This is a genomic window from Enterobacter kobei, assembly GCF_001729765.1.
Lineage (GTDB): Bacteria > Pseudomonadota > Gammaproteobacteria > Enterobacterales > Enterobacteriaceae > Enterobacter > Enterobacter kobei.
Genome location: NZ_CP017181.1, coordinates 620,365 through 641,355, shown reverse-complemented (window position 1 = coordinate 641,355; position 20,991 = coordinate 620,365). Strand labels below are relative to the sequence as shown.

Sequence of the window (20,991 nt, the reverse complement as noted above, 5' to 3'; positions counted from 1 at the left end):
TTGAGTGTAGACTCAGTTTTACCGATCTATCCCCCAAAATAAAAAAGCCCGGAATCGCTTCCAGGCTTTATATCGTGGAAAACCGGCTAACAGATTAGCGGGTCAAATCGTCGAAGAATTTTTTGACGCCATCAAAGAAGCTTTTGGAGCGCGGGCTGTTTTTCTCGCCCGTTGGGCCGCCAAAGCTCTCCTGCAGCTCTTTCAGTAGCTGTTTCTGCTTGTCGTTCAGCCCCACTGGGGTTTCTACAACCACACGGCACAGCAGGTCGCCCTGAGCACCGCCGCGAACGGACTTCACGCCTTTACCGCGCATGCGGAACAGCTTACCGGTCTGGGTTTCGCCCGGGATCTTCAGATTGACGCGACCATCCAGGGTAGGCACTTCAATTTCACCACCGAGCGCCGCCATGGCGAAGTTGATCGGCACTTCACAGTACAGGTTGTTACCTTCACGCTCGAAGATGGCATGCTGCTTCACCTGAACCTGAACGTACAGATCGCCTGCCGGTGCGCCGTGCTCACCGGCTTCACCTTCACCTGCCAGACGGATGCGGTCGCCCGTATCCACGCCTGCCGGGATTTTGACGGACAGGGTCTTGGTTTTCTCAACGCGACCATGACCGTGGCATTTAGTGCACGGATCTTTAATCAGCGTACCGCGGCCATGACAGTGAGGACAGGCCTGCTGTACTGCGAAGAAGCCCTGACGCATCTGCACCTGACCGGAACCGTGACAGGTTGGACAGGTCTGCGGCTGGGTACCCGCTTTCGCGCCGCTGCCGTGGCACACGTCACACTCTTCCAGCGTCGGGATACGGATCTCTTTGGTGACACCGCGAACGGCCTCTTCCAGCGTCAGCTCCATGTTGTAGCGCAGGTCTGCGCCGCGCGCTGCGCGCTGACGACCACGACCGCCGCCAAAGATATCGCCGAACACGTCGCCGAAGATGTCGCTGAAATCAGCACCGCCGCCAAAGCCGCCGCCACCGAATCCGCCGCCGCCCATGCCGCCCTGTTCAAAGGCTGCGTGGCCGTACTGGTCATAGGCCGCACGTTTTTGTGCATCGGTCAGGACTTCGTAGGCTTCTTTGATCTCTTTAAATTTTGCTTCAGCCTCTTTATCCCCCTGGTTGCGGTCCGGGTGGAATTTCATGGCCAGGCGCTTATACGCCTTTTTGATTTCACGCTCTTCCGCAGTTTTCGGAACGCCTAAAATCTCGTAATAGTCTTGCTTTGCCATTGGTTTTTTTAAGCCCCTTAACATGCGAGCACGGGCGTGGAGAGTTCTCCTACGCCCGTGCCGATTAATTACCCTGCATCAGGGCGATTATTTTTTGTCTTTAACTTCTTCGAACTCAGCGTCGACAACGTCGTCGTCTTTCGCGTTGTTCGCGGAAGCGTCAGCGCCCGCTTGCTGCTGCGCGTGCTGCTGCTGAGCAATTTCCATCAGCTTCTGGGAAGCCTGTGCCAGCTCCTGCATCTTCGCTTCGATATCCGCTTTGTCTTCGCCTTTCAGAGACGTTTCCAGCGCGGTCAGTGCAGCTTCGATAGCCGTTTTATCTTCCGCTGGCAGTTTGTCGCCCGCTTCTTCAACCTGCTTACGGGTGCTGTGCAGCAGATGGTCACCCTGGTTACGGGTCTGAACCAGCTCTTCGAACTTACGGTCAGATTCCGCGTTCGCTTCTGCTTCACGAACCATTTTCTGGATCTCTTCTTCGTTCAGACCGGAAGAAGCCTTAATGGTGATCTTCTGCTCTTTACCGCTGTTTTTGTCTTTCGCGGAAACGTGCAGGATACCGTCAGCATCGATATCGAAGGTCACTTCGATCTGCGGCATGCCGCGTGGTGCCGGGTTGATACCATCCAGGTTGAACTGACCCAGAGATTTGTTATCAGACGCACGTTTACGCTCACCCTGCAGCACATGGATGGTTACCGCAGACTGGTTGTCTTCAGCGGTAGAGAACACCTGGCTGTGCTTGGTCGGGATAGTGGTGTTTTTAGTGATCAGCGCAGTCATCACGCCGCCCATGGTTTCGATACCCAGAGACAGCGGGGTAACGTCCAGCAGCAGAACGTCTTTCACTTCACCAGTCAATACGCCACCCTGAACGGCAGCACCGATAGCAACGGCTTCGTCCGGGTTAACATCTTTACGTGGCTCTTTACCGAAGAACTCAGCCACTTTCTTCTGGACCATTGGCATACGGGTCTGACCACCAACGAGGATAACGTCATTGATATCAGACACGGACAGGCCAGCATCCTGCAGAGCAACTTTCAGTGGCTCGATAGAACGGTTCACCAGGTCTTCGACCAGGCTTTCCAGTTTTGCACGGGTCACTTTGATGTTCATGTGTTTAGGACCGGTCGCATCTGCAGTAATGTACGGCAGGTTAACGTCGGTCTGCTGAGCGGAAGACAGTTCGATCTTCGCTTTCTCAGCGGCTTCTTTCAGGCGCTGCATGGCCAGCGGGTCGTTACGCAGGTCGATGCCCTGATCTTTCTTGAACTCGTCTACGAGGTAGTTGATCAGACGGGTATCGAAGTCTTCACCACCCAGGTGGGTATCACCGTTGGTTGCCAGAACTTCGAAGGTTTTTTCGCCGTCAACTTCGTCGATTTCGATAATAGAGATATCGAAGGTACCACCACCCAGGTCGTAAACCGCGATAGTGCGGTTGCCCACTTCTTTATCCAGACCGTAAGCCAGAGCCGCTGCGGTAGGTTCGTTGATGATACGTTTTACTTCCAGACCTGCGATACGGCCAGCATCTTTGGTAGCCTGACGCTGAGCATCGTTAAAGTAGGCAGGTACGGTGATAACGGCTTCAGTTACTGGCTCACCCAGGTAATCTTCAGCAGTTTTCTTCATTTTTTTCAGCACTTCAGCAGAGATCTGCGGTGGTGCAGTTTTGGTGCCTTTCACATCAAGCCATGCATCGCCGTTATCTGCTGCGATGATTTTGTAAGGCATGATAGAAACGTCACGCTGAACTTCTTCGTCCTGGAAGCGGCGGCCGATCAGGCGTTTAATCGCAAACAGGGTATTTTGCGGGTTTGTCACTGCCTGACGTTTAGCCGGCTGACCAACCAGAGTTTCACCATCCTGGGTATAAGCAATGATAGAAGGCGTGGTGCGATCGCCCTCGGCGTTCTCCAGCACGCGTGCAGTAGTGCCGTCCATAATCGCTACACAAGAGTTGGTCGTACCCAGGTCGATACCAATAATTTTACCCATCTAAACGTCTCCACTAAAAATTCAGTCAACATGTGGTTGTGTACCTGTAATAAGGGCAGAACGTGCTTTTTCAACTGCCCAGATTTGATTTTTTTCAGGTCCACACACTGCGGTTGACTACAAGATGGGGTCGCTACGGCATCCATCAAGGGGCAAGCGTAAAAAAATTTTTAATTTCACCCTGATGAGATCATAGACGGCATCGATTGCGCCCATTATGATGCCGCGCCCCGTCAGGGAGTAATGACGCGGGTTTAACCATTTCACCATATTAATGATGATTTTTTTTGAGGACTTATGGGCAACACTAAGTTGGCTAATCCGGCTCCGCTGGGCCTGATGGGTTTTGGCATGACCACTATCCTGCTGAACCTGCACAACATCGGGATGTTCCCGATGGATGGCATTATCCTGGCGATGGGCATTTTTTACGGCGGCATCGCACAAATCTTCGCGGGTCTGCTGGAATATAAGAAAGGCAACACCTTCGGCTTAACCGCCTTCACCTCTTACGGCTCGTTCTGGCTGACGCTGGTCGCTATCCTGCTGATGCCTAAAATGGGTCTGGCAGACGCAGCGAATGCCCACTTCCTGGGCGTGTATCTGGGTCTGTGGGGCGTCTTCACCCTGTTCATGTTCTTCGGCACGCTGAAGGGGAACCGCGCGCTGCAGTTCGTCTTCCTGAGCCTGACCGTACTGTTCGCCCTGCTGGCCATCGGCCACCTGGTGGATAACGAAGGCATCTTACACGTTGCAGGCTGGATTGGCCTGGTATGCGGCGCAAGCGCTATCTACCTGGCCATGGGTGAAGTGCTGAACGAGCAGTTCGGCCGCACTATTCTACCGATTGGTGAAAAACACTGATTCGTCTGTCGTGCCCGCCTCGCGGGCACGATTTTCCCCTGACTGCCGAAGCCAAACCCCCAATACCAGCCCCATTAACGATAACGCCAGCACGTACCAGGCCGGCGCCAGGGGAGACACCCCCATTAATACCGTCACCGCAATCGGCGTCAGTCCGCCAAAGATGGCATACGAGACGTTGTAAGAAAATGAGATGCCGGTGAAGCGCACCTCAGGTGGAAACGCACGTACCATCACATACGGTACCGCCCCGACAACGCCCACGCACAGGCCTACCACACCGTACAGCAGGAACAGTTGTTCAGGGTGGCTGCCTGCCAAATGGTAAAACGCCCAGCTTGATACGGCCAGTAACAGGCTGCCGACGATAAAGGTCACGCTGGCACCGAAACGATCGGCAGCCAGCCCGGCGGCAAGACAGCCAAAGCAAAGCATAATGGTCGCGATACTGTTCGCCTGTAACGTCACTGCCGGGGCGAACCCGTACTGTTTTTGCAGCCAGACCGGCGACATCAAAATCACCACTACGATGCCCGCCGAGAGAAGCCAGGTGAGCAGCATCGACACCACGACCGCTTTTTTATGGCGCACCACCACGGCTTTGACCGGCAACTCCTGAGCCAGCGCTTTGCGCTGCTGCATCTCAAGGAAAATCGGCGTCTCCTGCAACCAGCGACGCAGGTACATCGCCACCAGGCCAAACGCTCCGCCCAGCAGGAACGGTAAGCGCCAGCCCCAGTCGTGCACAGCCTGCTGCGTCATGCTGGTGTTTACAATGGTCGCAACGACGGAACCAAGCAAAATCCCCACCGTTAACCCCGCGGTTAAGGTGCCGCAGGCGATACCAATGCGGCGCGCCGGAACATGTTCCGCAACAAACACCCACGCCCCCGGTACCTCACCACCGATCGCCGCCCCCTGAAGAATACGCATCAGTAGCAGCAATAACAGGGCAACAATACCCATTGAGGCATAGGTTGGCAGCAGGCCAATCGCCAGCGTCGGCACGGCCATCAGCAGGATACTCAGGGTAAACATTTTCTTGCGCCCGACCAGATCGCCAAAGTGCGCCATCACAATGCCGCCCAGCGGACGTGCCAGATATCCGGCAGCAAAAATGCCGAAGGTTTGCACCTGTCGCAGCCATTCCGGGATATCCGCCGGGAAGAATAACTCCCCTACCACAGCGGCGAAGAAAACAAAGATGATGAAGTCGTAAAACTCCAGCACGCCGCCCAGAGCGGCGAGCGTGAGGGTTTTGTAATCCTGTCGATTCAGAGGTCGGGTGTTATGTGACATAGCGAACCATTGTGCATGTTTTGTGGATTATTTTTTACAGCAATCGTAAAGAAAAAATTACTATATCGTAAATCCATTTACACGCCACTGCGGCTGACGCTAATGTCACATTTTAATTAATTTCAGGAGATTGTCTCGCGGCGGGCGCTTTTAGGACGAAATGCTGCTACCACTTTGTCGTCCGTCTCGACGTACGGTCCCTCCAGCAACTGTATACAATACGGTACACTTGCAAAGATGCCGTGGACGATGACGCTGCCATCCTCCGCTTTGAGTCCTTCCAGCGTCTCTTTGATGGACTTCGGCTGGCCCGGCAGGTTCAGAATCAGCGCCTGTTTGCGGATCACCCCCACCTGGCGAGACAAAATGGCCGTCGGGACAAAGTGTAGACTGATCTGACGCATCTGTTCACCGAAGCCTGGCATTTCACGATCGGCAATCGCCAGCGTCGCGTCCGGGGTAACATCGCGGCGCGCAGGGCCGGTTCCGCCCGTCGTCAGCACAAGGTGACAGCTCATTTCATCCACCAGCTCACACAGGGTCTGCTCGATGATTGGCTGTTCGTCCGGGATCAGGCGGGTCAGGATCTCAAACGGGGTGGTCAACGCGCTTGCCAGCCACTCTTCCAGAGCAGGGATGCCTTTATCCTGGTAAACGCCGCTGGAGGCGCGGTCGGAAATCGACACTAAGCCGATGCGTAAGGTATTCATATCCATTCCATTCAAAAAGTACTGATTAAAGGGAATGATACACGCAGAGGGGAAATTCAGACAGAGTACGAAAGAAGTAGCGTGACCGGGGACCCGGTCACGCAGAATGATTACAGCAGGTCGCCGATCATTTTTTCCAGTTTTTCCTGGTCAATAGCAAACTTACGGATACCGTCCGCCAGTTTGTCTACCGCCATTGGATCCTGGTTGTGCTGCCAAAGGAACTCGGATTCAGTGATGCGCTCTGGGCGTGCTTTCACTTCACCGGTGTAGGACAGTTTACGCTCGATGGTACCTTCGCTTTCTGCCAGCTCTTTCAGCAGCGCAGGGGCGATGGTCAGGCGGTCACAGCCAGCCAGTTCGATGATTTCACCGACGTTACGGAAGCTTGCGCCCATCACCACGGTCTCATAACCATGCTGTTTGTAGTATTCGTAGATTTCAGTCACGGAAACCACGCCTGGATCTTCAGACGCCGCGTACTCTTTCTTGTCGGTGTTGGCTTTGTACCAGTCCAGAATACGGCCTACGAACGGAGAAATCAGGTATACGCCAGCTTCAGCACAAGCACGCGCCTGCGCGAAGGAGAACAGCAGGGTCAGGTTACAGTTGATGCCTTCTTTTTCCAGCTGCTCCGCCGCGCGGATGCCCTGCCAGGTAGACGCCAGTTTGATCAGGATACGGTCGTTGCTGATGCCCGCATCGTTGTACAGTTTGATCAGACGTTTTGCTTTAGCAATTGACGCTTCGGTGTCGTAGGACAGACGTGCATCCACTTCGGTGGAGATACGGCCCGGGACCAGTTTCAGAATTTCCAGACCGATGTTCACGGCCAGTTTATCAGTGGCATCCACAACCTGCTGCGCGCGGTCATTGCTCTGTGCTTTCGCCCAGGTCACGGCCTCGTCAATCAGTTTGCGATACTCAGGGATCTGTGCGGCGTTAAGGATCAGAGAAGGGTTAGTTGTGGCATCCTGCGGCTGGTACAGCTTCATTGCCGCGATATCTCCGGTGTCAGCTACGACAGTGGTGAACTGACGAAGGGAGGTCAATTTATCCGTCATGATAGTGTTTCTCTTTTAACGTGCCCTGGATAATTCACGCTACCGACAGCATGCCTGCAGCGGAAAAATGACAGGTTTACTTGTTAGGGGGATGTAACCGGTCTGCCCTGATGATAACACGACGGAGGGGTAGCGCAACCGCAGACAGTGCGCTTAGGCAGAGTATGATAAACTGAGAATATTAACAGGCTGCTAAGCAACAGCATGCCCAATCAGTGGTAGCGCTTACATATTCACATTGGCATCAACAAGAGGGACGTTAATGCCTGATTTCTTTTTCTTTATTAACGAAGTCCTCTGGGGTTCGATAATGATTTACCTGCTCCTGGGAGCAGGTATCTGGTTTACGCTACGCAGTGGGTTTATCCAGTTTCGCTATATTCGCAAGTTTGGCAGAAGTCTGAAAAACAGCGTCACGCCCCATCAGGGCGGACTCACCTCGTTTCAGGCGCTGTGTACCAGCCTTGCGGCACGCCTTGGCAGCGGCAATCTGGCAGGCGTTGCGCTGGCCATCAGCGCAGGAGGGCCTGGCGCAGTGTTCTGGATGTGGGTCACGGCACTTCTGGGGATGGCCACCTCTTTCGCCGAAAGTTCGCTGGCGCAACTCTACAAAGAGAAGGATAAAAGCGGACAGTTTCGTGGCGGCCCGTCATGGTATATGGCGCGTGGCTTAGGGATGCGCTGGATGGGCGTGCTGTTCTCGCTTTTTTTACTGTTCGCATACGGCCTCATTTTTAATACCGTCCAGTCAAACTCGGTTGCCCATGCTCTGCGCTATACCTTCTCCTGTCCGGAGTGGCTCACGGGCAGCGTGTTAGCCCTCTTTGTTTTGCTCGCCATTTCTGCCGGCCTTAGGGGCGTCGCCCGCCTGATGCAGTGGCTGGTGCCCATTATGGCCCTGCTCTGGGTTGCCGCGAGTCTGGTCGTTGCAGCACTGCATTTCGAACAGGTTCCGGGGGTCATTGCGTCCATCTTTAAAAGCGCCTTTGGCTGGCGAGAAGTCGCATCAGGCGCGCTGGGCTATACCCTGAGCCAGGCATTGATGGCAGGTTTTCAACGGGGCATGTTCTCCAATGAAGCCGGAATGGGTTCCACTCCCAACGTCGCAGCGGCCGCCTCTTCGTGGCCGCCACACCCGGCTGCGCAGGGTATTGTGCAGATGATCGGCGTCTTTATGGATACGGTGATCATCTGTTCCGCCAGTGCCATGATCCTCCTGCTGGCCGGCCCGGTCCCCCATACCTCGGATGCCGTCGGGATACAATTTCTTCAGCAGGCGCTGGTGAACCTGACCGGCGGCTGGGGGGCTGGCTTTGTCTCGCTCATACTGATGTTGTTCTCCTTCAGCTCAATTGTGGTCAACTATCTGTACGCTGAAAACAACCTCATTTTCCTGAGATTCAACGCTCGCCCTGCTATCCTCCTGCTTCGCCTGGGGGTGATACTGATGGTGTTCGCGGGCGCCCTTCTGACGATGCCTATGATCTGGCAGCTGGCGGATGTCATTATGGCGCTAATGGCAATCACTAACCTGACGGCGATCCTGCTGCTCTCCCCCGTTGTGACGCTTATTGCCAAAGATTATCTTCGCCAGCGCAAGCTGGGGGTTGCCCCGGTATTTGATGCATCACGTTACCCCGAAATTGCGTCACAACTTGCCCCTGGCACCTGGGATGATTTGCCCCGGCGATAACAGCTATCGATCAATTCAGGGCGATTTTTTGTTAAAGTCGCTCTAAATTTCCTGCAAGGACTGGATATGCTGATTCTGATTTCACCTGCAAAAACGCTCGACTACCAGAGCCCGCTCGCCACTGAGCGCTATACCCAGCCAGAACTGCTGGATTATTCACAGCAGCTGATCCGTGAAGCGCGCAAGCTCTCTGCGCCGCAAATCGCCTCGCTGATGGGCATCAGCGACAAGCTGGCGGACCTGAACGCGACCCGATTCCATGAATGGCATCCGGATTTCACCCCTGCTAACGCGCGTCAGGCGATTCTGGCGTTTAAAGGTGATGTCTATACCGGTCTGCAGGCGGAAGACTTCAGTGAAGCCGACTTCGATTTTGCCCAGCAGCATCTGCGTATGCTGTCGGGTCTGTATGGCGTACTGCGTCCGCTGGATTTAATGCAGCCGTACCGTCTGGAGATGGGCATTCGTCTGGAAAACGCCAAAGGCAAAGACTTGTACCATTTCTGGGGCGAAATTATCACCGATAAGCTGAACGCGGCGCTACGCGCTCAGGGCGATAACGTGGTGATTAACCTGGCATCCGATGAATACTACAAGTCGGTGAAACCGAAAAAGCTGGATGCGGAGATCATCAAGCCGGTCTTCCTGGATGAGAAAAACGGCAAGTTCAAGGTCATCAGCTTCTATGCCAAAAAGGCGCGGGGCCTCATGAGCCGCTATATCATTCAGAACCGCCTGACCAAGCCGGAGCAACTGACCGGTTTTAACAGCGAAGGCTATTTCTTTGACGAAGACGCGTCGGGGAAAGGCGAACTGGTCTTTAAACGCCACGAACAGTAAAACAACACCCCGCCTGCTGGCGGGGTGTTGCATTAATGGTGCTTCCAGTCCGGCCCTGGATGGCGATCGTCATGATGATGGTCGTGTCGATCGTCGCGATCGCGATCGCGATGTTCGTCATGCGGGCGCCAGTGGTTATCACGCCAGTCATAATGCGCCTTCCACCAGTCGTGGTCGCGCCAGCGGCCGCCGTCCCAGTAATGCCCGCTGTTGTCCCGGTCGCCAATCTGCAGTTTAACCGCCGGTACGAGGGTGATTTCGGATGCCTGTGCCGCCATGGGAGCGACCAGCACCAGTGAAAGCGCGATGAGTGCAGGTTTCAGTGTAGACATCTGTGACTCCTTATTCTTCTTGCCCAACGTGGGCCGATGTAAGGAGAGTACGCGAGGGGAACGGGGGATGTTATTCTCTGCAATCCTAAACGCTAAGTGACCGCATTTATTGGGAATTTCTGCTTTTTTCCTGCTTTATTCCTCCTTATTTTCTTCACAAAAAAGCCGGGTGGCGGCTTCGCCTTTCCCGGCCTAAAAATCGGTGCTGCTTTTGCCGGGTGGCGCTGCGCTTACCCGGCCTACAAACCCCGTAGGTCCGGTAAGGCGTAGCCGCCACCGGGCAACACACTCACGCGCGAGTCATCATCAACTTACGCAGCGCGGCAAAATCCGCAGGCAGCTCGTGTGACAGCAGCGGCAGGTCGGCACGCTCGGCCAGCTCTTTTGGCAGCGGCAGCGTTTCGCCCAGGATCGCTTCCACGCTCTCTTTGAACTTGGCGGGATGGGCGGTACCGAGGAACAGACCATATTCCCCCGGGTTGAGCTGGTCGCGCAGTGCGCGATACGCAATTGCCGCGTGCGGCTCAGAGGTATATCCCACCGCCTTCAGCTCGCGCATGGTCGCTTTAGTGGTCTCATCCGTCACCGCCGCGTAGCCCAGGTCCACCAGACGCCATACCTTGCGGCGGAACAGCTCTTCCACGCGCGGCCAGTTGTTTGGCTGTGACACATCCATGGCATTGGAGAGCGTTGCCTGCGTCGCGTTCGGTGCCCATTTCCCGTCTTTCAGGAAGCGCGGCACGGTGTCGTTGGCGTTGGTAGCGGCGATAAAGCGCTTCACCGGCAGACCGAGCGATTTCGCCAGTAATCCCGCCGTCAGGTCACCGAAGTTACCGCTTGGTACGGACACCACCAGCTGATTGCGCGCTTCCTGCGGCAGCTGCGCTACCGCTTCGAAGTAGTAGCAAATCTGCGCCAGCAGACGGCTGATGTTGATGGAGTTGGCGGAATTCAGCCCCAGCGCGGCCTTCAGCTCTTCATCATCGAACGCCTGCTTGACCAGCGCCTGACAGGCATCAAAGTCACCGTCGATCGCCACGGTCTCAATGTTGCCGCCGAGCGTACAGAACAGTTTTTCCTGCAGCGGGCTGATTTTGCCTTTTGGATAGAGGATCACCACGCGGACGTTTTTCAGGCCGTAGAACGCATGCGCGACCGCGGCACCGGTATCGCCGGAGGTGGCTGTCAGAATGGTCACCGGCTTGTCGCCGCTGATGTGGGTCAGCATCTGCGCCATAAAGCGGCCGCCGAAGTCTTTAAACGCCAGGGTCGGGCCGTGGAACAGCTCCAGACAACCGACGTCAGGCTCCACCTGCTGCACCGGAGCCGGGAAGGCAAACGCCGCACGCACGCGCTCTTCCAGCAGCTCCTGAGGGATTTCGTCGCCGATAAACGCAGACAGAATTTTGGTGCTGCGGGTGACAAAGTCCTGCTTCAGCAGTTCATCAATCTCGGTCAACTGAAATTCCGGCAGGTCATGCGGGAAGAACAGCCCCTGATTTTTGCCCAGCCCCTGAGTCACTGCCTGCGCGAAGCTGACCTGCTCGTTATGATCTTTAAGGTTATAGAGTTTCATTCGTTATCCCAGTACTCGTGCGCCAGCCGTGTCCAGACGGCAAATATGAACAAAGCCTTCCTGATTTTGCAGGTAGTGTTTAGAGAGCCAGTCCGCCACGCGCTGCGCGGTGTCTGGCTTATCGCACAGGGCGAACAGCGTCGGGCCGGAGCCGGAGATGCCGCACGCCTGCGCGCCGATATCCATGGCGGCCTGTCGCGCCTCGTTAAAGCCAGGCAGCAGCTTCGTGCGGTACGGCTCGGCAATGACATCCTTCATCAGCTTCGCCGCCAGCTGCGGCTGACGGGTATAGCAGGCGTGGATAAAGCCCGCCAGATGACGTCCGTGAGCAATACAGTCCTGACGACGATATTGCGCAGGCAGGATCGCACGCGCTTCCGCGGTAGAGACCTTAATCCCCGGATACGCCAGCACCCACAGCCACTCATCAAACCCTGGCACCTGCTGGCTGATGATGCCATTTTCTTCGATCATCAGTTGCATACCGCCAAGGAAGCACGGTGCCACATTGTCATAGTGGATACTGCCGGAGATACGCCCTTCCAGCTCGCCCATTAACCCCAGCAGGCGGCTGTTATTCAAAGGCTTGCCGCAGTGCTCGTTCATCGCCACCAGCGCGGCAACCACGGAACAGGCGCTGGAGCCCAGCCCCGAACCAATCGGCATACTTTTTTCCAGCGTCATGGCGACCGGCACGTTTTTGCCGATCTCCTGACAGAAGCGTTCCCAGCACTGATAGACGATATTCTCGCGCGGGTCGGACGGCAGTTTGCTGGCGAATCGGCCCACGTTATTGAGGCTGAAACTCGCCGCTGCCTCAACCGTAACCGTATCGCCCAACAGCGAACCGTCCACCGGCGTGACCGCCGCACCCAGCACATCGAATCCGACGCTCATATTGGCGCTGGAAGCCGGGGCATAAACTTTGACCATGTTAAACTCCTAACTTCCATGACAGGGTACGCAACAGATCGGCAAACACACCCGCCGCTGTAACATTGTTCCCTGCGCCATAGCCGCGAAGCACCAGCGGCAATGGCTGATAATAGTGGCTGTAAAACGCGAGGGCGTTTTCGCCGTTTTTGACTTTGTACAGCGGGTCGTTGCCATCCACTTCGGCAATCTTCACCCGGCACACGCCATCTTCTTCAATGTTGCCAACATAGCGCAATACCTTACCTTCATCACGGGCTTTCGCCACGCGCGCGGCAAAAGCATCGTCAAGCTGGGGTAAATTCGCCATAAAGGTGCTGACATCACCGCTGCTGTCAAACTCGGCTGGCAACACGGGTTCAATCACAATGTCCGAAAGCTCCAGCTCGCGACCGGTTTCGCGCACGAGGATCAGCAGCTTACGCGCCACGTCCATGCCGGAGAGATCGTCACGTGGATCCGGCTCGGTATAGCCCAGCTCGCGCGCGGCGCGGGTGGCTTCCGAGAGGCTCATGCCCTCGTCCAGCTTGCCAAAGATAAACGACAGGGAGCCGGAGAGAATGCCGGAGAAGCGCTGCAGTTCGTCGCCCGCATTCAGCAGATTTTGCAGATTTTCGATAACCGGCAGGCCGGCGCCCACGTTGGTGTCGTACAGGAACTTACGGCGCGACTTGCTCGCCGCCAGACGCAGCTGGTGATAGTAATCCATCGACGAGGTGTTGGCCTTTTTGTTCGGCGTCACCACGTGGAAGCCTTCGCGCAGGAAATCCGCATACTGGTCGGCAACGGCCTGGTTTGACGTACAGTCGACAATCACCGGGTTAAGCAGATGGTACTCTTTTACCAGACGGATAAGGCGACCCAGATTAAACGGCTCTTTCGCCTCTTCCAGCCCGGCCTGCCAGTTTTCAAGATTCAGACCATGCACATTGGTCAGTAGCGCTCTGGAATTGGCAATACCGCAGACGCGCAAATCGATATGCTTCTTCTTGAGCCACGCCTGCTGACGCTTCACCTGCTCGAGCAGCGCGCCGCCGACACCGCCCACGCCAATCAGGAACAGCTCAATGACCTGATCGGTATTGAACAGCATCTGATGCACCACGCGCACGCCGGTGGTGGCATCGTCGTTATCCACCACGACGGAGATAGAACGCTCAGACGAGCCCTGGGCAATCGCCACGATATTGATGTTGGCGCGGGCCAGCGCGGCAAAGAACTTCGCGGAGATACCGCGCAGGGTGCGCATCCCGTCGCCCACGACGGAGATGACGGCCAGACGCTCCTGAATGGAGAGCGGCTCCAGCAACTCCTCTTTCAGCTCCAGATAAAACTCTTCTTCCAGCGCACGGCGCGCGCGCAGGCAGTCGGCCTGCGGCACGCAGAAGCTGATGCTGTACTCGGAAGAGGACTGCGTGATCAGCACCACCGAGATACCGTTGCGTGACATTGCGGCAAAGACGCGCGCCGCCATGCCGACCATGCCCTTCATCCCCGGACCGGAGACGCTGAACATCGCCATGTTATTCAGGTTGGAGATGCCTTTCACCGGCAGGCCATCTTCATCGGAGCTGGCACCAATCAGCGTGCCTGGCGCTTGCGGGTTACCGGTGTTTTTAATCAGGCAAGGGATCTGGAACTGGGCAATCGGGGAGATGGTACGTGGGTGAAGCACTTTGGCGCCGAAGTAGGAAAGCTCCATCGCTTCCTGGTAAGACATCGACTTCAGCAACCTGGCGTCCGGTACCTGGCGCGGGTCGCAGGTATACACGCCGTCGACGTCAGTCCAGATCTCACAACAGTCTGCGCGTAAACAGGCAGCCAGCACGGCGGCAGAGTAGTCGGAGCCGTTACGGCCCAGCACCACCAGCTCACCCTTCTCATTTCCGGCGGTAAAGCCCGCCATCAGGATCATGTGGTCAGACGGGATTTTGCTCGCGGCGATACGGCGGGTTGATTCGGCAATATCAACGGTAGATTCGAGGTAGTGGCCCACCGCAAGCAGTTTTTCAACCGGATTGATGACGGTCACGCCGTGGCCACGCGCTTCCAGCAGGCCAGCCATGATGGCGATTGACAGTTTCTCACCGCGGCAGATCAGCGCCGCGTTGATGCTGTCCGGACACTGGCCCAGCAGGCTGATACCGTGCAGCACATGTTTGATCTGAGCAAACTCCTGCTCAACGAAAGACTTCAGCTGTGCGAGCGGGAAGCCGGGTTGTGCCTCCGCCAGCCCCTGCAGCAGCTCAGCGAAAATACGCTCGGCGTCGCTGATGTTCGGAAGTGCATCCTGACCACCGATGGTTTTTTCAATCATCGCCACCAGATGGTTCGTGATTTTTGCCGGGGCAGAAAGCACGGTCGCAACCTGCCCCTGCCTGGCGTTGCTCTCCAGGATATCGGCAACACGCAGAAAACGTTCTGCATTTGCCACTGATGTACCGCCGAACTTCAACACTCGCATGGTTCTACCTCGTTTCCTTTAGCCGAAAAAAAAGCCCGCACTGTTCAGGTGCGGGCTTTTTTTTGTTTTTCCTGTACGCGTCAGCCCGCATCGTTACCTGTGGTAATGATGATGGTTGTAGTAATGGTGGTAATGCTGATGCGTTTCATGGATGTTGTGTACTCTGTCATTATTATCTGTCTGTGCTGTATTCTTTTAGGGTTAAAGGATCGGGCACCTTAAGTCAATGAATTTTTAATTTGATCACAATTCCGCAGAGACTCACGCCCCGCTGTTTGCCGATTTATTTTCATCCGATCCCCCCAAATGCAACCCTCCATGACAGACAATTTCGCCATAGTAAAAACTTATGACAGCATTTTACTCGGCTAATTTTTTTTCAATATCGTGCAGCAAACGGTGCAACATTGCCGTGTCCCGCTGCTCAAGTCGTCCGAGACGCTGGTGTAGCCAGTCAGCCATTTTTTGATCGTCCGCCACATCCAGCCGCAAGAGCAAGTTCTCCACGCGAGCGCGAAGGGCAGCCAGCTGGTTTTCATCGGTTCCTGTATCGGGCGGCTGGGGGATTTGTATTAAGGATGCTAATTGATAGCAATAGACCATGACCGCCTGGCCTAAATTCAGAGACGGATAATCCGCGACCATCGGCGCGCCAGTCAAAACATCCGCCAGTGCCAGCTCTTCGTTAGTGAGTCCGGAATCTTCGCGGCCAAACACCAGCGCCGCTTTCTCAAGCCACTGGCTTTTCTCTTCCAGCATGGGCACCAGCTCAGCAGGCGTGGCGTAGTAATGGAACTTCGCGCGGCTGCGGGCGGTGGTCGCAACGGTAAACGAAATGTCATGCAGTGCGTCGGCAAGCGTAGCGTAAGTCGTTATATTATCGAGAATATCTCCCGAACCATGCGCCACCCAGCGGGCAGCAGGCTCCAGGTGCGCAGTGCTGTCCACAATACGTAAATCGGTAAAACCCATGGTCTTCATGGCACGCGCCGCAGCGCCTATATTTTCTGCTCTGGCTGGGGCGACCAGTACAATCGACAGATGCATTTATGCTCTCTTTTTAATCAGTTAGCGGGTAAAAATGTGATGTACTTCAACATATTACGCAGCGCAAATTTACAAATTTGCAACACAAATCACCGAAATAGCGTTTCACAACAAATTAAAGACGCTAAACTATTTTGTGTCTGAACAATCAGTTAGAATGTTAACAGAAGACCATTATCCCTATGTTTTATAATGATAATGGCATCATGAATACCCTATTCTGATTGGATTCGCTTCGTTTATATATCAATGTCCGCAACTAGTTGGTTTATTGAAAAATTGTGACAAAGGCTAGCATTCAGCTACGATGATTTCATCAAACTGTTAACGTGCTACAATTGAACTTGATATATGTCAACGAAGCGTAGTTTTATTGGGTGTCTGGTGTCACTTAGCCTGTTATGTTGCTGTTAAAATGGTTAGGATGACAGCCGTTTTTGACACTGTCGGGTCCAAAGGGAAAGTACCCAAGACCAAGCTAATGATGTTGTTGACGTTGATGGAAAGTGCATCAAGAACGCAATTACGTACTTTAGTCACGTTAAGCCGATCATGTTAATTTGCGACATGCATCAGGCAGGTCAGGGACTTTTGTACTTCCTGTTTCGATTTAGTTGGCAATTTAGGTAGCAAACATGCAGACCCCGCACATTCTTATCGTTGAAGACGAGTTGGTAACACGCAACACGTTAAAGAGCATTTTCGAAGCAGAAGGCTACGATGTCTTTGAAGCGACCGATGGCGCAGAGATGCATCAGATCCTTTCTGAAAATGATATCAACCTGGTAATCATGGATATCAACCTGCCGGGCAAAAACGGGCTTCTTCTGGCGCGCGAACTGCGTGAGCAGGCGAACGTCGCGTTAATGTTCCTGACGGGCCGTGACAACGAAGTTGATAAAATTCTTGGCCTGGAAATCGGTGCGGATGACTACATCACCAAGCCGTTCAACCCACGCGAGTTAACCATTCGTGCACGCAACCTGCTGTCCCGCACCATGAACCTGGGCACGGTCAGTGAAGAGCGTCGTAGCGTCGATAGCTACAAATTCAACGGCTGGGAACTTGATATCAATAGCCGTTCGCTGATTAGCCCGAACGGTGAGCAGTATAAACTGCCGCGCAGCGAATTCCGCGCGATGCTGCACTTCTGCGAAAACCCGGGCAAAATTCAGTCCCGTGCAGAACTGCTGAAGAAAATGACCGGCCGTGAGCTGAAGCCACACGACCGTACCGTAGACGTGACCATCCGTCGTATTCGTAAACATTTCGAATCTACGCCTGATACGCCGGAAATCATCGCCACAATCCACGGCGAAGGGTACCGTTTCTGCGGAGACCTGCAGGAGTAATCCCGCAGTCAATGCAATAAAGAAAAACGGCGCATTCGCGCCGTTTTTTTTATTTCCAGATCCGCATCGTGTCGTTATCGGGCTCTGCGGTTGGCTCAGGGCGCTTCGGCTGTGAAAGCGAATACCAGTCGAAATGCCGGGTCAGGTACATCACGGCGAACAGTGCCAGTGCGAGCACCGCTGACCCCAACAACAGCGCACTATCCTCCGAGCGCAGCAGGAACCACATCACCACGTCCAGCCCCAGCAAGGCCAGCACAAACAACCCGCTGCGCTTCCAGCTTTTTAGCACCGCCTGCAGGTACATCCCGTTCATCGCAGCACCCACCAGGCTTGCAACAACCCAGGCAGGCGTAAAGCCGACGTGTTCTGACAGCGCCAGCAGCACCAGATAGAACAGCACCAGCGACAGCCCCACCAGCAGATACTGCATTGGGTGCAGGCGCAGCCCGGTTAAGGTTTCGAAGACAAAGAAGGCCATAAACGTCAGCGCAATCAGCAAAATAGCATACTTGATTGCCCGGTCAGTCAGCTGATACTGATCGGCAGGTGTGGCTACCGTGACGCTAAAAGCCGGGATCGACTCCCACGCAGGAGATTCACTCCCGTTGAACCAGCTCTCAAGGTTGTTCGCAAACCAGCTGCTCTGCCAGTTCGCCTGAAAACCTGAATCATCGATTTTGTGTTTCACCGGCAGATAGTTGCCCATGAAGCCCGGATGCGGCCAGTTGCTGTTCAGCGCCATTTCGCTGTTACGTCCCACGGGCACCACGGCAAAACTCCCCGCCCCCGCCAGATTCAGCGACATCTCCATGGCAAACGTTTTTGACTCCAGCGCTTTATCCGTCAGCGGGATATGAACACCGGAAAGCGCGCCAGATACGCCCGAACCCGGCTCTACGCTCAGCGTCTCGCCGTTGATACTGGAGACTTTCACCGTGCCAATACCGCGTGCATCGCCCACTCCAACAACGATAAACGGCTGCCCAAGGGTCATCGTCTCCCCTTTAAGCTGCGTCATTTTTTCGGTGCTGAACTGCGCTTTTATTTTGAGATCGGTGTTCCAGATCTGTCCGTCATAGATGCCGATATTTCGGGACTCAACGCGCTGGTTACCCTCAACAAGCAGCGACTCCGGCAGGATAAAATGCAGATAGCTTTTCTTGTACTCGACCTTCTTCTCATCCTCTAGCTTGTAAAAGATCTCTGTCACCGGAATCGCAATCAGCGGGCCGACCAGTTTTTGCGGTCCGCTGGTGCTCTGGCGAAGCGTATTTTCGACATCATTACGGTAGCTTTCACGCTCTGCAATGAGGTTACTTACCATAAACAGCGGGACTAACAGCAGCAGAATGCACCCCAGCAGGGTGCTTATTTTCCAGAACAGGGGGGATTTCATCATTACGTCTCCTTTGTGATGAAGAGAGCGTAACCAGGCTGTGTGGGGGCAGTTTGAAGTTATGTGAAGGGACGGTGAAGTGTCAGCGTGGCCATCACGCCGCCCTCATCACGATTGCGCAATGTAATCTCTCCCTGATGCAGACGCGCCACCTCCTGCACAAAGGCCAGCCCGAGCCCACTGCTCTTAAGCCCGTTCTCGCGCGGAAGGGAATAGAAGCGTTCAAAAATACGATCCAGCGCGTAATCCGGGATCCCGCTTCCGCTGTCGATGATGACAAGCTGTATCTGCCCCTGCTCTTCCCGGGCCGCCAGTTCAATAGTTCCGCCCTGAGGCGTAAAATCGATGGCGTTATCCAGCAAATTGCCTAGCGCCTGTTCGAGGAGATCGGGATCGCCTTCAACATTAAACGGAACAGGCTGGATAGTCAGCACAATCGCTTTTGCCGATAGCAGGGCCGAGCGCGCGTCAGCAAGCCGCGTAAACAGTGAATTGACCCGGATGACCTCCGGCGTAATCTCGACCCGATTTTCAAGCCGCGCCTGCGCGAGCAGTTTTTCAACCAGCGACTGCATGCGTGCGTTTTGTACCAGAATGTTATCAATAAAGCGTGCTGCCACCTGCGGCGGCGGCTGCTCGGCAAGGATTTCCGCCGCGCCGCGTATGGCCGCCATCGGGCTTTTCAGCTCGTGGGTGAGCGCATGGACATAGCGTTCAATGTAATTTTTCCCTTAGAGACGAATGCGCATATTCTCCAGCGCCTGGGCAAGCTTGTGCAATTCGCTGCTGCCCGGATTAGGTAGCGGGAGATGCGTGTCGGTGGTCACCGAATCGGCATAGCGCGATAACGTACTGATAGAACGATTGATCCACCAGGCGACAAGAAGACCGATCAGCAAGGCAATGCCGAGCAACGCGCCACCCGCCCAGAGGATCCGCCGCTCGCTGCGGTGGATAACCGGTGCCATCGCGCTGTTCGGTTTCCCGACCGACAGCACGCCGATAATCTTACCCTGCTCCACAACCGGCGCGGCAACATACATCACCGTACTCTCAGGATCGTCTGGATTGCTCTGAGTGCTGCGCGCGCCGTATTTACCGCGAAGCGTCAGCCAGACATCGTTCCAGCGCGAGTAATCTTGCCCCACGGCCAGACCGGCGGAATCAAACACCACTCTGCCCTGCGCATCGGTCATATAGACGTGATACTCGTTACGCACCTTATAGATGCCGCCGAGGTTGGCGCGGAAAGGCCGCTGATGGAGCTGTGAAAAGGCCTGCGCCAGTTTGCCCTGCTGCGCATTCCCCGAAAGAAGATCGTCGCGCCCGATTTCGGCAAGCAAGGTCGCGGTATCGATCAACGTCCCCTCGGTGGCCCTGCGCACGCCGGGCTTCACTTCCTGAACAAAAATCGACAGCACAAACCACGCGGCGATGCCCACGATCAGGAAATATCCCAGCAACAACCGCATCCCAATGCGCATCAGTAAAGGCCCAGACTGTAGCCCATACCCCGATGGGTACTGATGGGAGACTGTTCATCGTTCACCGCCCGCAGCTTGGCGCGCAGGGTTTTGATATGGGTATCCACGGTACGATCGAAGCTGTCGCCGTCTTCACCCCATACCTTGTCCATCAGCTGCTGGCGCGAAAATACCCGCCCGGGGGCCTGTAAAAAGGTTTTGAGCAGCAAGAACTCGTAGCGGGTCAGGGGTAAAACTTCACCGCACCAGCTTATTCGGGCGGCAGGTTCATTTAGCTCAAATTGCCCGATACGCATCGTTTCTGCTGGCGCGGCGGATTTTTGCATCCGCCGTAAAATTGTCCTTACCCGGGCGCAAACCTCTCGCGGAGAAAAAGGCTTGGCGACGTAGTCGTCGGCGCCCATTTCCAGCCCGAGGAGTTTATCCACTTCATCACTGCGTGCCGTGAGAAACAGCACCGGAAGTGACGGATGCTGCGCCAGCAGCTGGCGGCAGAGTTCAAAACCGCTGATGTCCGGCAGCCCAACATCCAGAATGGCGAGCGCCGGGATCTGCCGCCGCGCCTCCTCCAGCATCGGTAAACCGCGCTCAAACGCCTTTACCGCAAAGCCTTCCTGCTGAAGCATGTAGATAAGCGTATCGGCGATACTGGTTTCGTCTTCAACCAGCCAGACCACAGGTTGTTGCATGGTT

General features: G+C 55.2%; 18 protein-coding genes, 1 pseudogene and 1 other annotated feature. Of the genes and pseudogenes, 4 read left to right on the top strand and 15 right to left on the bottom strand.

Features of this window, described 5'->3' with window-relative positions:
- Positions 1-94 precede the first annotated feature (94 nt).
- Together dnaJ and dnaK are read right to left on the bottom strand one after the other, a co-directional pair.
- Positions 95-1,240, bottom strand: coding sequence for a molecular chaperone DnaJ (dnaJ, locus tag BFV64_RS03095; RefSeq protein ID WP_014830600.1), 1,146 nt, complete (start codon positions 1,238-1,240; stop codon positions 95-97).
- A gap of 87 nt (positions 1,241-1,327) precedes the next feature.
- The gene (gene dnaK / locus BFV64_RS03090; RefSeq protein ID WP_014882491.1) at positions 1,328-3,241 is read right to left on the bottom strand and encodes a molecular chaperone DnaK; all 1,914 of its coding nucleotides are present in this window, start codon (positions 3,239-3,241) and stop codon (positions 1,328-1,330) included.
- 297 nt (positions 3,242-3,538) lie between these two features.
- Here dnaK and satP point away from each other — a divergent pair, with 297 nt between their 5' ends.
- Positions 3,539-4,105: an acetate uptake transporter gene (gene satP / locus BFV64_RS03080; RefSeq protein WP_069601693.1), complete on the top strand. Its 567-nt coding sequence runs from the start codon at positions 3,539-3,541 to the stop codon at positions 4,103-4,105.
- On the opposite strand, the gene BFV64_RS03075 is transcribed toward satP, so the two are convergent.
- The 3 genes from BFV64_RS03075 to tal all read right to left on the bottom strand — a co-directional run bounded on the left by BFV64_RS03075 (position 4,082) and on the right by tal (position 7,178).
- Positions 4,082-5,404: an MFS transporter gene (locus BFV64_RS03075; protein WP_069601692.1), complete on the bottom strand. Its 1,323-nt coding sequence runs from the start codon at positions 5,402-5,404 to the stop codon at positions 4,082-4,084. The genes satP and BFV64_RS03075 overlap by 24 nt on opposite strands.
- Positions 5,405-5,526: 122 nt before the next feature.
- The gene (gene mog, locus BFV64_RS03070; protein WP_045282213.1) at positions 5,527-6,114 is read right to left on the bottom strand and encodes a molybdopterin adenylyltransferase; all 588 of its coding nucleotides are present in this window, start codon (positions 6,112-6,114) and stop codon (positions 5,527-5,529) included.
- A 110-nt stretch (positions 6,115-6,224) separates the two neighbouring features.
- Positions 6,225-7,178, bottom strand: coding sequence for a transaldolase (tal, locus tag BFV64_RS03065; protein ID WP_014882487.1), 954 nt, complete (start codon positions 7,176-7,178; stop codon positions 6,225-6,227).
- Between the two features lie 262 nt (positions 7,179-7,440).
- Here tal and BFV64_RS03060 point away from each other — a divergent pair, with 262 nt between their 5' ends.
- Positions 7,441-8,871, top strand: coding sequence for an alanine/glycine:cation symporter family protein (locus BFV64_RS03060; protein ID WP_045282214.1), 1,431 nt, complete (start codon positions 7,441-7,443; stop codon positions 8,869-8,871).
- Positions 8,872-8,937: 66 nt separating this feature from the next.
- On the top strand, positions 8,938-9,711 hold the full coding sequence (gene yaaA / locus BFV64_RS03055; RefSeq protein WP_014882485.1) for a peroxide stress protein YaaA: 774 nt from the start codon (positions 8,938-8,940) through the stop codon (positions 9,709-9,711).
- 32 nt (positions 9,712-9,743) lie between these two features.
- Here the strand turns inward: yaaA and BFV64_RS03050 are convergent, their stop codons facing one another.
- From BFV64_RS03050 to yjjY, 7 genes are all read right to left on the bottom strand, one after another.
- Positions 9,744-10,043, bottom strand: coding sequence for a DUF2502 domain-containing protein (locus BFV64_RS03050; RefSeq protein WP_045282215.1), 300 nt, complete (start codon positions 10,041-10,043; stop codon positions 9,744-9,746).
- A 289-nt stretch (positions 10,044-10,332) separates the two neighbouring features.
- On the bottom strand, positions 10,333-11,619 hold the full coding sequence (gene thrC, locus BFV64_RS03045; protein WP_023332051.1) for a threonine synthase: 1,287 nt from the start codon (positions 11,617-11,619) through the stop codon (positions 10,333-10,335).
- 3 nt (positions 11,620-11,622) lie between these two features.
- Positions 11,623-12,552, bottom strand: coding sequence for a homoserine kinase (gene thrB, locus BFV64_RS03040; protein ID WP_014882482.1), 930 nt, complete (start codon positions 12,550-12,552; stop codon positions 11,623-11,625).
- Between the two features lies 1 nt (position 12,553).
- Complete coding sequence (gene thrA, locus BFV64_RS03035; protein ID WP_069601691.1) at positions 12,554-15,016, bottom strand: bifunctional aspartate kinase/homoserine dehydrogenase I; 2,463 nt, start codon at positions 15,014-15,016, stop codon at positions 12,554-12,556.
- Positions 15,017-15,040: 24 nt separating this feature from the next.
- Positions 15,041-15,158 (bottom strand) — a sequence feature (Thr leader region).
- Positions 15,097-15,165 (bottom strand): thr operon leader peptide, encoded by a 69-nt coding sequence (gene thrL, locus BFV64_RS23965; protein ID WP_015572623.1) that lies wholly within the window; start codon positions 15,163-15,165, stop codon positions 15,097-15,099. Its footprint overlaps the feature before it by 62 nt.
- Before the next feature lie 211 nt (positions 15,166-15,376).
- Positions 15,377-16,063, bottom strand: coding sequence for a tRNA/rRNA methyltransferase (locus tag BFV64_RS03030; RefSeq protein WP_023336742.1), 687 nt, complete (start codon positions 16,061-16,063; stop codon positions 15,377-15,379).
- A gap of 399 nt (positions 16,064-16,462) precedes the next feature.
- The gene (yjjY, locus tag BFV64_RS25205) at positions 16,463-16,603 is read right to left on the bottom strand and encodes a YjjY family protein (protein ID WP_085928893.1); all 141 of its coding nucleotides are present in this window, start codon (positions 16,601-16,603) and stop codon (positions 16,463-16,465) included.
- A 95-nt stretch (positions 16,604-16,698) separates the two neighbouring features.
- Between yjjY and arcA the strand changes: the two genes are divergently transcribed.
- A complete protein-coding gene (arcA, locus tag BFV64_RS03025; RefSeq protein ID WP_003856501.1) occupies positions 16,699-17,415 on the top strand; it encodes a two-component system response regulator ArcA in 717 nt (238 codons plus the stop codon).
- 49 nt (positions 17,416-17,464) lie between these two features.
- On the opposite strand, the gene creD is transcribed toward arcA, so the two are convergent.
- The 3 genes and pseudogenes from creD to creB form a co-directional block, all read right to left on the bottom strand.
- Complete coding sequence (gene creD / locus BFV64_RS03020) at positions 17,465-18,817, bottom strand: cell envelope integrity protein CreD (RefSeq protein ID WP_069601690.1); 1,353 nt, start codon at positions 18,815-18,817, stop codon at positions 17,465-17,467.
- A gap of 56 nt (positions 18,818-18,873) precedes the next feature.
- Positions 18,874-20,298: pseudogene (gene creC, locus BFV64_RS03015) on the bottom strand (two-component system sensor histidine kinase CreC).
- The gene (creB, locus tag BFV64_RS03010) at positions 20,298-20,987 is read right to left on the bottom strand and encodes a two-component system response regulator CreB (RefSeq protein ID WP_047626591.1); all 690 of its coding nucleotides are present in this window, start codon (positions 20,985-20,987) and stop codon (positions 20,298-20,300) included. Before creB ends, creC begins: the two are co-directional and overlap by 1 nt.
- Between the last annotated feature and the right edge of the window lie 4 nt (positions 20,988-20,991).